Below are 15,790 nucleotides of genomic sequence, written 5' to 3' on the forward strand. Positions count from 1 at the left end.
TAAGCCTTGTTTTTTAATTATTCAATTTCACAATGACTAAAAAATATAGGATTTACAATACTGATTTTTAAATAATATTTAGAATGACTACTTTTATTTAAGCATAAAAAAAGACCACCAAATGGCGGTCTTTTTTCAAGTCATAAAGACTTATGCAGCCAATGCATCTTTAGCTTTAGAAGCTAAAGCAGCAAACGCAACTGCGTCATGCATAGCGATGTCAGCAAGTACGCGACGGTCGATAATCACTTGAGCTTTTTTCAAGCCAGCAATCATACGGCTGTATGACAAACCATTTTGACGAGCACCAGCGTTGATACGTGCAATCCACAAAGCGCGGAATTGACGTTTCTTTTGACGACGGTCACGGTAAGCATATTGACCAGCTTTGATTACCGCTTGGAACGCTACGCGGTAAACGCGTGAACGAGCACCATAGTAACCTTTAGCGCGAGCAAGAATTTTTTTGTGACGGCGATGAGCCTGTACACCACGTTTTACACGAGCCATTTATAATCTCCTTAGATGTACGGGCACATACGACGAACTGAAGCAACGTCACTTACGTGAACCATTACACAGCCGCGCAATTGACGAATACGCTTAGCAGATTTTTTGGTCAAAATGTGGCGTTTGAACGCTTGTTTACGCTTAAAACCGTTAGCAGTCGCTTTAAAGCGTTTAGCTGCACCACGGCGAGTTTTCATCTTAGGCATAACAACCTCTTTTGAACACCTGTTCGGCTCGTTTGCACCATTACAAAACGACCTGCAGGTAAGGGAGCGAGTATTCTAAAGCATCTTTGTTTAAAACAAAAGCATCTTCACCCAATAAGCGAATTTAAAGAATGATTTCGCTCTGAAATAATATCCAAGACTGGATCAGGAAAATAGCTTCAGGCTTAGAACATGGCAAAGGCCACATAGACAAATAGATAACGTCCAACTTTGGCAATACTGACCATCAGCAGAAAACGGGCGAAGTTTTCTTTTAATAGTCCCGCAATCAGGGTAATCGGATCACCCATGATAGGCACCCAGCTCAGCAATAAAGACCAATAGCCATATTTCTGATAAGTTGCTTGTGCCTTAAGCATCTTGTCTGCTGAAACCGGAAACCACTTTTTATTTTTATAATGCTCAATCTTGAGTCCCAGATACCAGTTCACACAGGACCCCAGAATATTGCCCAGACTGGCCACCGCAATTAACAGTACCGCACTCTGCTCACCCTGCACTAAAAGCCCCAGTAGCACAGCTTCAGACTGTAAAGGCAGTAAGGTCGCTGCACCAAAGGCAGATAGAAACAGTAAAAACAGGCTCATGAAAGCATTAACGGTTCAAGCCCATTTTTTTCTTGGCTTTACTGTATTCCCAACTGGACCAAACGACTACAGTCACCATCGCCATGATCCGCGCCCATTTATACTGCTCATTGAGCGGTGCAATTGCAGCACGTAAAATCTGCTGATCTTTGGTATTTAGGGCAGCAATCACCTGATCGATATGCACAATTTCAGCAATATACAGTACTAAACATGCAGCAATGCCGAAAAGAATGCTCCAGTAAATTCGGGTATTACTTTCAACAATCTTGGTAAAGTTCAGAAGAAAATCGTTCATATATCCATCCAATAAAAAACCACCGTAAGGGTGGCTTTATTTGCTTAAGGCTATTTTAGCATAAAAGACAGACGCTTAACTGACCTGTATCGCCAGCGCTTTCTGAACCGCAGGACGAGCATTCAAGCGATCGATATATTTGGAAACTTCAGGATAGTCTTCCAGATTGATCTGCTGCCAGTCATGTCGTAATAACCACGGAAATATCGCCATATCGGCAATCGAGTATTCGCCAGCCACATACTCCTGCCCGACCAGCTGTTTATTCAACACCCCATATAAACGCTTGCTTTCATTGACATAGCGCTCTGTGGCATAAGCAATCCGCTCAGGTGCAAAACGGCTAAAGTGATGATTTTGCCCGAGCATCGGCCCCAAACCGCCCATTTGCCACATCAGCCACTGTTCAACCTGAATACGCTTCACTTCATCAGTTGGATAAAACAGACCTGTTTTGCGACCTAGATATTGCAAAATCGCACCTGACTCAAAAATTGAAATGGCGCGACCATGTGGCCCATCCTGATCAACAATTGCCGGGATTTTATTATTGGGAGAAATAGCCAGAAAATCGGACTGGAACTGGTCATTTTCCAGAATATTGATGGGAATAATTTGATATTCCAGCCCCATTTCTTCTAGAGCAATACTAATTTTATGGCCGTTGGGGGTGCTCCAATAATATAAATCGATCATTTTCTTTTAATACTCCCTGCACTTTTGCTGTGCGATGATGTACTCAACATAGAGGATTTAGAAAGAAACAACAAGTCTGCATTTAAAAATTATTTTTCAATAAATATCAAAATTTTATTAAAAAATTATATAATTTTTTATTTTTAATCTTGAAAATTTCAACCCCAAACACATATTTATTTCTGCATAAGGATTGCGTCAATCTTATGCCCTGTCGATGTCTGACATGACAGATCTTATTTTCTTGTTTTTATAACTTTGCTTAAGTGAGAAGGTTCTAATCATGAGTAACTTAAATCTTCATCCATTATTTCGTCGTAGTATTGGTTTTGATCGCTTGAATGACTTTATTGACTATGCCATGCAAAGCGATGCGCCAAATTATCCACCGTATAATATCGAAAAGCATGGTGAGAATAATTACCGCATCGTGGTGGCAACTGCGGGTTTTCGTCAGGAAGAACTCGACATTCGTCTGGAAAATAAGTTGCTGACCATCTTGGGCAAGCCTGAAAACCAGAGCAATGACAGTATTGAATTCCTGCACAAAGGCATTGCACGACGTGCATTTAAATTGTCTTTACGTCTGGATGAATATATAGAGGTACAACAGGCAGACTATGAAAATGGTTTATTGATCATTGACTTGCAGCGCATTATTCCAGAAGAAAAATTGCCACGTCAAATCCCGATTGGCAATAAACTGCTCATTGCAAACGATGAAAAATCAGTGGAATAAGCTTGATTAAGTACGCGAAGGAAGGTCCGAAAGGGCCTTTCTTTTTGGCTACAGATTACCTAAGCTCATTAAGGCAATACGCTTTCTGATCATAAAAATAAACCATGAATGCGCCAGAAAATATCCTGTTTCATCAAGCTAGCCCGATCATGCGCGCTATGGGATATCTACTGTTTTGTTATCCGGTCGGAATATTCAGCATTTTTTATTTCAGCAGTGCACGTAGCAATTCCAGCTTTCTTCAAGGTCTGTTATTTTTATGGCAGGAGTCTCCTGGCTTTTATGTTTATATTGGCGGCTTTCTTGGTCTTTCGCTGCTTATGCTGGGAACTAAACTGAAAATCACCTCACACGCTATTTATTATACTTTGGCCGGTTTCCGCATCAGCCTGTGCTTAAAACGACATTCGGTACAGTATAGTTTTCTAAATCCACGCTATGCTTCTCTCAAAGCACATCTCAAACGTTGGCTCTATAACATGCCAGCACATGTGATTAGTCCACGCGATGGCACTTTGGATTTTAAATTGTGTCAGCCTGGTCTGATGAATCAAATTTGCCTCGGGTTTTTCCGGATTCAGCTATCGATGTTTTCCCGGCAGCAAGCCAGGGAAATTATTCAAGCTATGTACAATGCGTGGAATTTTAGAGCATAAAAAAAGCCCTGCATATGCAGGGCTTTTTTCGTTTAATGAGTGCTTACTTTTTCTTTTTAGGACCAAGTAACATACCCATTTGACGGCCTTCCATTTTCGGCATCTGCTCAACAGTACCGAATTCAGCCACGTCAGCTTCAATTTTTTGCAATTGAGCTAGACCCAACTGTTGGTGCGCCATTTCACGACCACGGAAACGAAGCGTGATTTTCACCTTGTTACCTTCTTCAAGGAACTTGATGATTGCACGTAGTTTTACGTTGTAATCGCCAACATCAGTACCCGGGCGTAGCTTGATTTCTTTCACCTGGACTTGATGTTGTTTTTTCTTCGCTTCTTTCTGCTTTTGCTTAAGATCAAACAAATGCTTGTTGAAGTCCATGATCTTACATACTGGTGGCTCAGCGTTTGCTACGATCTCTACAAGATCAAGCTCAACACTTTCTGCTGCGCGCAGGGCGTCAGCTAAGCTTACAATCCCTTTCTGCTCACCATTTTCGTCTACAAGACGGACTTCTTTCGCACGAATTTCATCATTCAAGGCAGGACGGTTTGATTTGTTACCGCCCTGTTGATTACGGTCAGGCTGTTTAATCGCTGTTACTCCACAATGTACCGGCCACGTTCGGCTACGGCTGCTTTTACTAGGTCAACGAAAGCATCGATTGACATAGTACCCAAATTTGTTCCTGAGCGGGTACGCACGTTTACGGTACCTTCCTCTACTTCACGATCCCCAAGTACCAGTAAGTAAGGAATACGCTCTAATGTACGTTCACGAATCTTAAAGCCGATTTTCTCATTTCTCAAGTCAGAAATTGCACGGATACCGTTTTCTTTAAGTTTTGCGACGACTGACTCACATGCCTCAGCTTGAGAATCGGTAATGTTCATCACACACGCTTGCATTGGTGCCAACCAAGGTGGCATGAAGCCTGCGTAGTGTTCAATCAGTATACCAATAAAACGCTCGAAGCTGCCAAGAATTGCACGATGTAACATTACTGGCTGATCGCGGTCATTATCTTCAGTGACATAAGACGCATCCAGACGTTCTGGCAAGTTAAAGTCACACTGAATGGTACCACACTGCCAGACACGACCTAAGCAGTCTTTCAGAGAGAATTCAATCTTCGGACCGTAGAATGCGCCTTCGCCTGGTTGAAGTTCCCACTCAAGACCTGCAGCATCTAAAGCATCTGCCAAAGATTTTTCTGCCATATCCCAAAGCTTGTCATCACCCACACGTTTTTCAGGACGCGTCGACAACTTCATTTGTACTTCTTCGAAGCCAAAGTCTTTGTATACATCCAGTGTCAATTTGATAAAGTCTGCAACTTCAGGCCCAATCTGTTCTTTGGTACAGAAGATATGCGCATCATCTTGAGTAAAGCCACGTACACGCATAATACCGTGTAAAGAACCTGATGGCTCGTTACGGTGACATGAACCGAACTCTGCCAAACGAACAGGAAGATCACGGTATGACTTCAAACCTTGATTGAACACTTGTACGTGACAAGGACAGTTCATTGGCTTCACCGCATAGTTACGGTTTTCAGAATGCGTGGTGAACATGTTGTCTGCATAGTTGGCAGCATGACCCGATTTTTCCCACAGCGTGAAATCGACCACTTGTGGGGTACGGATTTCTTCGTAGCCATTGTCTTGCTGAACTTTACGCATGTACTGTTCAAGAACCTGGTAAATGGTCCAGCCGTTCGGATGCCAGAACACCATACCCGGTGCTTCTTCTTGCATATGGAACAAATCTAGCGCTTTACCAATTTTACGGTGATCGCGTTTTTCTGCTTCTTCGATACGTTTTACATAGGCTGCAAGCTGTTTCTTATCAGCCCAAGCAGTACCGTAAATACGTTGTAGCTGTTCGTTTTTCGCATCACCGCGCCAGTAAGCACCCGAGATTTTAGTCAGCTTGAACGATTTTAAGAATTTGGTGTTGGGTACGTGCGGACCACGGCACATATCCAAATAATCTTGATGGTAGTACAAGCCCATTTGTGTTTCTTCAGGCATGTCTGCAATCAAACGCAATTTGTATTCTTCGCCACGCGCTGTAAATTCAGCAATGACTTCATCACGCGGCGTCATTTTTTTCACAACATCATAGTCTTGATCGATGAGCTTTTTCATACGCTCTTCAATCGCTGCCATGTCGTCTAAAGTAAACGGACGTGGCATCCAGATGTCATAGTAGAAACCTTCTTCAATGACCGGACCAATAACCATTTTCGCTTCTGGGAACAATTGCTTAACAGCATGACCGACCAAATGCGCGCAAGAGTGACGAATGATCTCGACACCGGCTTCGTCTTTAGGCGTGATAATTTGTAAGGTTGCATCTTCAGTAATCAAGTCAGACGCGTCAACAAGACGATCGTTTACACGACCTGCCACTGTATTTTTTGCAAGACCAGGTCCGATGCTAAGCGCAACGTCCATCACAGATACGGCGTGATCAAATTGTTTTTGATCGCCATTTGGCAAAGTGATAATTGGCATAAGAAAATCCTTAAGGAGTGATGCCCCGTACCATGGGGCATATCACCGCGAGATTATGATCGAGGAGAACCTCAAAAGATAAAAACGGTGGATAAATAAAATCGATTCGAATTTTACACGGCTTGGCCGCATGATTAAACCTTTTCCCAATAAAAATAAGATTTACCGTCAAATCTGTGCCTGATCTTTAAAGGCTTAGGCTCATTTTTCATTTCAGAATATGGTTATTCCCGGAACGTCTGCCACTGGAGAAACTTTCCCTCTACATAAACATACAGCTGGTAGAATTGCGGGATCAGCGTTTCACTTTGTGTCGGTCTTAAAAACACATAATCATCGACATGAATATCACACTGCATGGGCACCTGAAGCATTTCCTGATTACTGCTGCGGCCATATAACACATGTAGCCGGCTTTTTTCAGGGTAGATATAATCCGCTCGCCAATAGCCGCCATAAATAAATACGGCTTTATCTTGATGTGGAAGATAATTTAGTAGTTCCAAACCGGGAATCTGGCTACAAGGCAACACTTTTAAAATGGGTGCGGCAATCCAGAGTGCACATTGCAGTTCAGCCAGATTCGCCAGATCAAAATCGCCTGGCTTGAGCAGCATCGAGCCAAAAGCCAGGTCATTACAGACACTGTGCTGACAATGCTGCATAAAGGTCGGACTGCCACCGCCATTAAAACAGAGACCTTCATGCCATAAATCAGGGAATTGCTGCTGAATCATCGTTTTGTATTGTTGATACATCTGCTGCGATTGCTGATAACTTTTTTCAGGACTTTTCAGAATTTTTGGTAATTTGGCGACATGTGCATCATAGCCCATTAGACCCGAGAATTTGATATAAGCCGCGTTGTCCTGAATCAGCTCCATTAAGGCTATAAATTGCTGCTGCGTTTGTACGCCGCCACGATGCAGCCCTACATCAATTTCAATATTGACATTCAGGCAGGTATTCAAGCTTTGCGCGAGTTGCAGATATTGTTTTAATCGTTCCACATCATCAATTAGCCATTGAATAATTACTTGATCATTGGCTTTATTTTGATCAGACAAAGTTTGATAAAAATGTTTGACTGCCTGAATCGGCATCGGTTTACCCAACAAGATATCGGCTTGCTGAAATGTCCCTATAATCTCCAGCAGATGCGGCAGATGAAAGACCATAAAGCGCTGGGTATTTAGTTTTTCAGTGGCCAGTTTGAGTAGCTGAATGCTGGCTAAAGACTTCACTACCAGACGTGGTTTTAACTTCGCAGGCAATTTTGACTGTACATAGTCCAAATTACGTTGATAGGTTTTTAAATCTAAAATCAGTTGCGGTGTGCCAGTGCCCTGCCGTTTTAATTCCTGCGTCAGTTGCTGAAAATAATTTGATTGCATCGCCCTCTCCTCATTTCCCAGATAAAAACAATTCTTTTAAATATGGATTCAGCCATTTTTGCTGTGGATCCAATTGCTGACGTAGCACCATGAAATTATCCCATTTCGGGTAGAGTTCGCGCAGCGAGGCTGCGCTCATACTATGTAACTTGCCCCAATGCGGTCGTCCCTGATATTTCTGTAAAATCGGCTCGACCAGATCAAAGATCGCGTGGTAATCCTGTTTATAAAATTGATGAATCGAAATGGAGACCGAATCACGCTGATAAAAAGGACTTAGCCAGATCTCATCGCCTTTGACATAACGAAACTCGATCGGGAAAAACATCGGCACTTGGTGTTTGCATAAAACATGCAGAATCTCGTCCAGACACTGCAAGCCAAACTCAACCGGAACCTGATATTCCATTTCATTAAATCTGGTCTTACGCGGAGTTGGAAAAATTCTGGATGACCAGTCTACATAACGAGTCGGTTTGACAAATACGCCGAGCAGTTTTTGCAGATAGGGATTTGTCTTTGGGAAGAGTCGCGTCAATTCCGAACATAGAGTCAATAAAATATCTTCCGGAGGCCAGCTCTCCTGTCTCGGCTGAATGTCCTCCTCCGTGTCATCCAGAGTTTTCAGCATCACTTGATCGGCATGTAAAAAAGCCCAAAATTCAATATGCCGGTGCTGATGTTTCCATTGATCAATATGGGTAAATATGTCTTTTAATGAACACAGCCGAATCTGTTCTTTTAGTTTATATCGTGGCCGATTTTGCAGGGTGATTTGGGTCAATACACCCAAGCTGCCCAATGCCACCCGTCCAGCCTGAAATATCTCAGCATTCTGCTCACGATGACATTGCAACAGCTCGCCATCTGCGGTCAGCAATTCAAAGCCTTCCACAAAAGCAGAGATGCAAGGTAAATTGATGCCCGTGCCATGCGTTCCAGTCGAAATTGCTCCGGCCAGACTTTGTTGGTCTATATCGCCCTGATTGATTAAAGCCTGATTGATCTGTGCCAGATCTTTCCCTAAATCATATAAACGCGTACCGGCCCGCACGGTGCATTGGGTTTTCTCTTGATCAAAGGCAACGATACCTTTTAACAAATCGAGATTAAGCAATACCTCATCTGTTTTGGCCAAAGCACTAAACGAATGTCCTGCACCCACTGCGCGAATGTGTGCATGGGTCTTCACTAAACTTTGTAATTCACTGATCTGGCTGGGCTGAACAATCCGAGCGGCACTGAACTGGCTCCCCGACCAGTTTCGCCAGACGTCATTCGCCTGTTGTATTTTCATTATTCTTCCTGGGCTCATATTATTTTAATGGCTGAACTAGAGTAAAATACCTAAAAAATCAAACTTGGGAACCCATGCGTTCAAAACTTTTAAGCAGGGTTAAATATTTTTATTAATATTCAAATACTTAAAATTTGTAAAATCGTACTCGACTAAAGCATAAATGCAAGATTTCTGAGAAATACATATCTTTTCAACAGGATATGAAAATAAATATAGAACGGAGTTTTACAATGGTTAGCGCATATGATGAATTACCGCGTACCCCCGCGAATTTTGTAGCCTTATCACCTTTACGCTATCTTGATCGTGCAGCTTATATCTATCCAAACCAGAACGCGATTATTCACGGTAAGCGTCGTATTACCTGGCGTGAGAAATACAACCGTTGTCGTCAGTTTGCCAACCAACTCCAAAAATTAGGCATCGGTAAAAATGATACCGTGTCTGTCCTGCTGCCTAACGTCCCTGCGATGATCGAAGCGCATTTTGCTGTACCAATGGCAGGTGCCGTCCTGAATACCTTAAATACCCGTCTGGATGCCAAGACCCTTGCTTTCATGCTGGAACATGCTGAGAGCAAAGTATTATTGGTTGATCCTGAATTTACTGCACTTGCGACTGAAGCACTTGCCCTGGTGTCGCAGGATATTTATGTGATTGATGTGGCTGATGCAGAGTTTGAAGGTGAAGACCAGCGTATTGGCCAAATCGAATATGAAGACTGGATTGCGCAAGGCGACGCAAACTTTGAATGGTATTTACCTCAAGATGAATGGGATGCTATCAGCTTAAGTTATACCTCCGGTACCACCGGCAATCCGAAAGGCGTGGTCTATCATCATCGTGGGGCCTACATTAACGCAGCCAGTAATATCATTGCCTGTGGCATGACACCACGTGCCACCTATTTATGGACACTGCCGCTATTCCACTGTAATGGCTGGTGCTTTGCCTGGACCATGGCGGCCAACGGCGGAACCAACGTTTGCTTGCGTAAAGTCGATGCTGAACTGATCTTTAAACTGATTGCTGAACATAAAGTCGATTACTTCTGTGGTGCACCGATTGTACTGTCAATGCTGATTAACGCACCTGAAGAGAAAAAGACCAAAATTGATCACCGTGTCGAAGTAATGGTCGCGGGTGCTGCACCGCCAGCTGCGATTATCGAAGGCATGCGCAATATCGGCATTAATGTCACGCATGTTTACGGCTTGACTGAAACCTATGGCCCTTCTGCGCTGTGCGCATCTCAGGCTGGATGGAGTGATTTATCTATTCAGGAACAGGCGCAGTTGCACTCCCGTCAAGGCGTACCGTATCCATTGCAAGATGGCATGAAAGTGCTTGATCCAGATACCATGCAGGAAGTGCCGCATGATGGTCAGACCATGGGTGAAATCATGTTCCGTGGCAATATCGTGATGAAAGGTTATCTGAAAAACCCTGAGGCGACAGCAGAAGCCTTTGCTGGTGGCTGGTTCCATACGGGAGATCTGGCTGTATGCCAACCGGATGGTTATGCCAAAATTACCGACCGTTCCAAAGATGTGATTATTTCTGGCGGAGAAAATATTTCATCGCTTGAAGTGGAAGAAGTACTGTATCAGCATCCGGCGGTGCTGACTGCGGCGGTAGTCGCCAAGCCTGATCCACGCTGGCAGGAAGTTCCTTGTGCCTTTATTGAGCTCAAAGAAGGCACCAAGGCCACTGAAGAAGAAATTATGGAATTTTGCCGTGAACATCTGGCCCGCTTTAAAGTGCCTAAGGATGTGGTGATTACCGAAATTCCAAAAACCTCGACCGGTAAATTGCAGAAATTTGTTTTACGCGAATGGGCCAAAGAGCGCGCGCAAGGTGAATTTTCTTAATTCCATACAGGCATGTTTTTTCAAAATCTACTCAATAAAAAATCGTGCTAATTTTTATTAGCACGATTTTTTAACTTATCCTTTTGTGAGATTTAACCTCATCCAACCCTCTCCTATAAGGAGAGGACTTTAAGGAGCTTACATCTCTACCATTTCCACGCCATCAATACGGGCAACGGTCATCAAGTCCTTATCACCACGACCTGAAACCGTCGCAATAATAATTTGATCCTTGTCCATGGTCGGTGCAAGTTTAGTGACATAAGCCATAGCATGTGCGCTTTCTAACGCCGGAATAATGCCTTCAATCTTGGTCAAGTCGCGGAAACCTTGTAAAGCTTCCTGATCATTGATCGGTACGTATTTAACACGAGCCATATCTTTCAGGAAGCTATGTTCCGGACCCACACCCGGATAATCCAGACCTGCAGAAATTGAATGGGTTTCGATGATCTGGCCTTGCGCATCCGACATCAGGTAAGTTCGGTTACCATGCAGGACACCGACATGACCGGCATTCAATGGCGCAGAGTGCTTGCCTGATTCAATCCCATGACCTGCTGCTTCAACACCATACATTTTCACGTCTTGGTCATTCAGGAATGGATAGAACAAGCCCATTGCATTAGATCCACCACCGACACATGCCACTAGGGCATCTGGTAAACGGCCAGCCTGTTCCAAAATTTGACGGCGTGCTTCACGACCGATGATCGACTGGAAATCACGAACCAGCTGCGGATATGGGTGTGGACCTGCCACGGTACCAATCACATAATAGGTTGAATCAACATTGGTCACCCAGTCACGCATGGCTTCGTTCATGGCATCTTTCAATGTTTTGGAGCCACTTTCTACCGGCACAACCGTCGCGCCTAATAAACGCATACGGTAGACGTTCATCGCCTGACGTTTTACATCGTCTGCGCCCATGAATACTACACATTCAAGACCTAAACGTGCTGCAATTGTTGCCGTTGCTACACCATGCTGGCCTGCACCTGTTTCGGCAATAATACGTTTCTTGCCGGAAAGCTTCGCCAGTAAGGCCTGACCGATTGTGTTATTTACTTTGTGCGAACCGGTATGGTTCAGGTCTTCACGTTTCAGGTAAATCTGTGCGCCACCCAACTCTTTCGACCATCGTTCAGCATGATATAAAGGACTCGGACGACCGACGTAAAACGCCATGTCACGGTCAAATTCTGCCAAAAACTGCGCATTATCTTTCATACGGAAATAGAGCTTTTCCAAGTCTTCTAAAGCCGCCATGAGTGTTTCTGACACAAAACGTCCGCCATGAATACCGAAATGCCCGCGTTCATCCGGGAATTGGGTATAGTCAACTGCCTGACTGTTCTGGCTAGTACTTTGCTGATCCACGATGGACTCCTTGCATAAAGCGTTCTATGAGTTGTTGGTCTTTAATACCTTTTGCGGACTCGACACCGCCACTCACATCCACGGCATAAGCCTGTGTGGTGAGAATTGCCTGTTCGATATTGTCAGGATTTAAACCGCCTGCCAAGATCAAGGGAATATTGAGTTTGGGAAATGTGTCCCAATCGAAGCTGTGCCCTGTGCCACCTTTCAGATCAGGATGCCATGCATCTAATAGCACTGCGCTTGCGCCTGCATCTTGATAACCTTGAATTTCTGCGACTGCATCCAGATCAGGTTTTACCTGAATGGCTTTATACCAACGGCGTCCGACCTGCTGGGCGATAGCCTGACACTGTTCAGGTGTTTCATCGCCATGAAATTGTAAAATATCCAGCGGTATTTTATTTAAAATCGCCTGGATTTCATCTGCGTGACTATTCACAAATAAACCTACGGCCTGCACATAAGCCGGAACCGCCCGGATCAGGATTTCAGCCTGTTCTAAATTAACATGCCGCGGACTCGGTGGATAAAATACAAATCCTATCGCGTCACAGCCAGCATTGGCTACGGCATGTACATCTTCAACTCGGGTGATTCCACAAATTTTGGCACGGGTTCGCATATTATGTTGGCTCTAGATCTACCAATGTATTGAACAATCTGTAAGATTGGGGCAAATCATTGTAATGCAATTTTTCTGACTTGCGTAAAAGTTCATCCGGATTATTCTCTATGCAGATTGTATATAACTCATACTGACTTTATACTGCGCTCACTTTGCAGCAAGTCCAAGCCTTCAGGCTTTAGGGAAGCTGGTGTAAATCCAGCACTGCCCCCGCAACGGTAAAAAATGAAACGTCTATCAATTTAAACTCTTCGGTTTACACCACTGCATCTTGATGTGGGAAGGTGGATATACAGCAAAGTCGCTGCTTTGCACATTTAAGTCCGGAAACCTGCTTGTTGTGTTCTATAACTCAATCATTCACGGGGAAGTGAATGTAGGGAGCTTTAACATGTCACTTCATTGTCAACCTACTGCCTTGGTAGGTGCGATCGCACTTGCGTTGGGTACCACTTCATCTGTTTTTGCTAACGAGCAAAAAGTTGCGAAAGCATCTTTAGATACCATTGTGGTCACGGCAACTCGCTCTGCAGAAAACATTGAAAATGTACCAGCGCGTATTTCGATTATTGAACCTGTAATTCTTGAGCAATCACCTCTTAAAGCACTACCAGATTTACTCAAAACAGACCCAAGTATTAATGTCGTGCAATCGGGTGGTTATGGCCAGCAAACTTCTATTTTTTTACGCGGTACCAATTCCAATCAAGTTTTAGTACTACGTGATGGTGTTCGTTTAAATACAGCCACCACAGGTGCAGCGTCTATTCCTTTTTTAGACACCACTGATCTTAAACAGATTGAAGTATTAAAAGGCCCTGCGTCTGTGCTTTATGGTACAGACGCAATTGGTGGTGTAGTGCAGTTTGTAACAAAAACACCTGAAAAAACGGGTGCTTTTGTTACAGGTGAAATTGGTGAAAATCAAACCTACAAATCAATTATTGGTGCTGACTTGGCAGAAAATGGGGTGTATGCGCAGATTCGCGGTCAAGTTTTAGAAACTGACGGCACACCTGTATTCAATATCAATGACAACCGTGACTACAGTTATGATCAAAAAGGCTATAGTGCAAAATTCGGTATTGAAAAAGAGCGTTATGCAACATCACTCGATTACAGTCAAAATTCAGGAAATGTCCAATACAGTAATTGGGGTGCATTTTCCAGCCAAGATTTTGAAAATAAAATTGTAAACTTAAAAGGTCGTATTAACCCAACACAAGCCACTGAAATTAATGCACGTCTATCTCAGTTTAAAGATGACTTAGATCAGGTCACATCAAGCAGCTTTGTACATAGCACCACGCAAGAAGCAGAAATCTATGGCAAATGGAATTTCACAGCAGCACAAAATGTTTTACTGGGCATTACCCAGCGTAATACCGATGCAAAAACCCAGGCTATTGATGAAGATATTAATTCAACAGGCTACTATATTCAGCATCAGTATCAGACAAATAGCTTAAGCACTCAGATGGGTGTGCGTGTCGAAGATAACGAAAAATTTGGCTCACATACCGTTGCACAAGGTGGTATCCGTTATCAACTGCTCCCTAATACCAGCATTTATACCAATATTGGTTCAGCATTTAAGGCACCGACTTTAAATGATATGTATGCTTTTGGCGGCAATGATCAACTGAAGCCTGAAGAAAGCATTTCGTATGAAATGGGGATAGATCAAAAACTTCCATTAAATATTTTAGTAGGTGCTTCCGCTTTCTATACGGAAGTCGATAATTTAATTAATTCGGAATGTATTATTGATTGTGGAGAAGAGTGGCTTCCAACTACTGTTTACCAAAACCAAAACATTGATGAAGCCAAGATGACTGGCGGCGAATTGACGGCACAATGGGCAAAAGATCAGTTCTTTATTAATGCCGGTTACACTTATGTCAAAACTGAAGATACGAAACAGAATTCAGAGCTATTACGTCGCCCTCGTCAGTCATTCACTGTATCGACAGGTCTACAAAATGCCGATTACGGTTTAAGTGCTGCACTGGTAGCAAAATCGAAAGCGAAGGACTTTAGTCGTGATATTCCAGGTTATGCACGTGTTGACTTAAATGCATATTGGAATATTAATCCAACAGTTAAACTGTTTACTAACATTGAAAATGTCGGTGATGTGAAATACAAAACTGTGCATAGCGCTGGCGACCAGTACTATGTGAACGGTGGCCGTCTCGCTTCTGCAGGTATCACCTTTAAATACTAAGCTCTAAACAGCAAAAAACTTTAAAACAGCGCAGTTTATGGATAATGTTATGACCGACATTATCCTTTTTTATTATCTTCATTAAAAATTCAAGGAACACATATGGGCCACCGTTTAAGCAAAATCTACACCCGCACAGGCGATTCAGGTACCACAGGACTCGGTGATGGCTCACGTGTTGCCAAAGATGATTTGCGTATCACAGCACTCGGCGATGTCGATGAACTGAATGCCGTGATTGGCGTATTACGCGCACAAATTTCAGCAAGCAACATTGAAGATCAAGCCGCTTGGGATAAATCTTTAAGCCTGATCCAGCACTGGTTATTCGATTTAGGCGGTGAAGTGTGTATTCCGGGTTTTAATCTGGTGCAACCGGTATCGATTGAGTTTCTGGAAAATGATATCGACCGCATGAATGAAGCTTTGCCGATGTTAAAAGATTTTATTCTGCCTGCTGGAACGTTGGTGTGCAGCTTTGCCCATCAGGCCCGCGTTGTTTGTCGTCGTGCAGAACGCAGCGTGATGTCGGTACATCACCGTGACCAAAACATTCAGGCAGCGTCACTGCAACTACTTAACCGTTTATCGGACTGGTTATTTGTAGCATCACGTACCCTGCAACGTGCTGAGGGCGGTTCCGAAGTGCTGTGGCAAAAAAATATCAATGACAGCATCGAAAAGTAAAATTATGTTTCAAGTTGCTATCTAAAAATACACGTCAGATGTCTCTTGATTTTACAGAACATCT

16 protein-coding genes and 1 riboswitch are annotated in these 15,790 nt (G+C 43.4%); of the genes, 5 read left to right on the forward strand and 11 right to left on the reverse strand.

Annotation, left to right across the window (positions count from 1 at the left end):
- Positions 1 to 150: 150 nt before the first annotated feature.
- The 5 genes from rplT to G4D73_RS06650 form a co-directional block, all read right to left on the reverse strand.
- Positions 151 to 510 (reverse strand): 50S ribosomal protein L20, encoded by a 360-nt coding sequence (gene rplT, locus G4D73_RS06630; protein ID WP_004647525.1) that lies wholly within the window; start codon positions 508 to 510, stop codon positions 151 to 153.
- 11 nt (positions 511 to 521) lie between these two features.
- The gene (rpmI, locus tag G4D73_RS06635; RefSeq protein ID WP_004278281.1) at positions 522 to 716 is read right to left on the reverse strand and encodes a 50S ribosomal protein L35; all 195 of its coding nucleotides are present in this window, start codon (positions 714 to 716) and stop codon (positions 522 to 524) included.
- A 185-nt stretch (positions 717 to 901) separates the two neighbouring features.
- Positions 902 to 1,324 (reverse strand): YqaA family protein, encoded by a 423-nt coding sequence (locus tag G4D73_RS06640; protein WP_213687648.1) that lies wholly within the window; start codon positions 1,322 to 1,324, stop codon positions 902 to 904.
- 7 nt (positions 1,325 to 1,331) lie between these two features.
- Entirely contained in the window at positions 1,332 to 1,622 is a 291-nt protein-coding gene (locus tag G4D73_RS06645) for a hypothetical protein (RefSeq protein WP_213687649.1), read from the reverse strand.
- 75 nt (positions 1,623 to 1,697) lie between these two features.
- Positions 1,698 to 2,318: a glutathione S-transferase family protein gene (locus G4D73_RS06650; RefSeq protein ID WP_213687650.1), complete on the reverse strand. Its 621-nt coding sequence runs from the start codon at positions 2,316 to 2,318 to the stop codon at positions 1,698 to 1,700.
- Positions 2,319 to 2,601: 283 nt separating this feature from the next.
- On the opposite strand from G4D73_RS06650, the gene G4D73_RS06655 reads away from it, so the two are divergent.
- Positions 2,602 to 3,057 carry an Hsp20 family protein gene (locus G4D73_RS06655; protein ID WP_004278288.1) on the forward strand — a complete coding sequence of 152 codons (456 nt, stop codon included), beginning with the start codon at positions 2,602 to 2,604 and terminating at the stop codon, positions 3,055 to 3,057.
- Positions 3,058 to 3,161: 104 nt separating this feature from the next.
- Positions 3,162 to 3,713, forward strand: coding sequence for a hypothetical protein (locus tag G4D73_RS06660; protein ID WP_213687651.1), 552 nt, complete (start codon positions 3,162 to 3,164; stop codon positions 3,711 to 3,713).
- A 43-nt stretch (positions 3,714 to 3,756) separates the two neighbouring features.
- On the opposite strand, the gene infC is transcribed toward G4D73_RS06660, so the two are convergent.
- The 4 genes from infC to G4D73_RS06680 form a co-directional block, all read right to left on the reverse strand.
- The gene (gene infC, locus G4D73_RS06665) at positions 3,757 to 4,308 is read right to left on the reverse strand and encodes a translation initiation factor IF-3 (protein ID WP_071850398.1); all 552 of its coding nucleotides are present in this window, start codon (positions 4,306 to 4,308) and stop codon (positions 3,757 to 3,759) included.
- 5 nt (positions 4,309 to 4,313) lie between these two features.
- Positions 4,314 to 6,236, reverse strand: coding sequence for a threonine--tRNA ligase (gene thrS / locus G4D73_RS06670; RefSeq protein ID WP_004278291.1), 1,923 nt, complete (start codon positions 6,234 to 6,236; stop codon positions 4,314 to 4,316).
- 224 nt (positions 6,237 to 6,460) lie between these two features.
- A complete protein-coding gene (locus G4D73_RS06675) occupies positions 6,461 to 7,630 on the reverse strand; it encodes an alanine racemase (protein ID WP_213687652.1) in 1,170 nt (389 codons plus the stop codon).
- Between the two features lie 10 nt (positions 7,631 to 7,640).
- Positions 7,641 to 8,927, reverse strand: coding sequence for a D-arabinono-1,4-lactone oxidase (locus G4D73_RS06680; protein WP_213687653.1), 1,287 nt, complete (start codon positions 8,925 to 8,927; stop codon positions 7,641 to 7,643).
- 233 nt (positions 8,928 to 9,160) lie between these two features.
- Between G4D73_RS06680 and G4D73_RS06685 the strand changes: the two genes are divergently transcribed.
- The gene (locus tag G4D73_RS06685; RefSeq protein ID WP_213687654.1) at positions 9,161 to 10,801 is read left to right on the forward strand and encodes an acyl-CoA synthetase; all 1,641 of its coding nucleotides are present in this window, start codon (positions 9,161 to 9,163) and stop codon (positions 10,799 to 10,801) included.
- A 138-nt stretch (positions 10,802 to 10,939) separates the two neighbouring features.
- Here G4D73_RS06685 and trpB read toward each other — a convergent pair whose 3' ends face one another.
- Positions 10,940 to 12,184, reverse strand: coding sequence for a tryptophan synthase subunit beta (gene trpB / locus G4D73_RS06690; protein WP_213687655.1), 1,245 nt, complete (start codon positions 12,182 to 12,184; stop codon positions 10,940 to 10,942).
- Positions 12,165 to 12,809 (reverse strand): phosphoribosylanthranilate isomerase, encoded by a 645-nt coding sequence (locus G4D73_RS06695; RefSeq protein ID WP_213687656.1) that lies wholly within the window; start codon positions 12,807 to 12,809, stop codon positions 12,165 to 12,167. The genes trpB and G4D73_RS06695 overlap by 20 nt, the downstream gene beginning before the upstream one ends.
- 145 nt (positions 12,810 to 12,954) lie before the next feature.
- A riboswitch (cobalamin riboswitch) is annotated at positions 12,955 to 13,166 on the forward strand.
- 37 nt (positions 13,167 to 13,203) lie between these two features.
- Here G4D73_RS06695 and G4D73_RS06700 point away from each other — a divergent pair.
- Both G4D73_RS06700 and G4D73_RS06705 read left to right on the forward strand, forming a co-directional pair.
- Positions 13,204 to 15,039: a TonB-dependent receptor plug domain-containing protein gene (locus tag G4D73_RS06700; RefSeq protein WP_004278298.1), complete on the forward strand. Its 1,836-nt coding sequence runs from the start codon at positions 13,204 to 13,206 to the stop codon at positions 15,037 to 15,039.
- 102 nt (positions 15,040 to 15,141) lie between these two features.
- Positions 15,142 to 15,726: a cob(I)yrinic acid a,c-diamide adenosyltransferase gene (locus tag G4D73_RS06705; protein WP_213687657.1), complete on the forward strand. Its 585-nt coding sequence runs from the start codon at positions 15,142 to 15,144 to the stop codon at positions 15,724 to 15,726.
- The last annotated feature ends 64 nt before the right edge of the window (positions 15,727 to 15,790 follow it).

The sequence above is a fragment of the Acinetobacter sp. WY4 genome, assembly GCF_018438165.1.
Taxonomy (GTDB): Bacteria; Pseudomonadota; Gammaproteobacteria; order Pseudomonadales; family Moraxellaceae; genus Acinetobacter.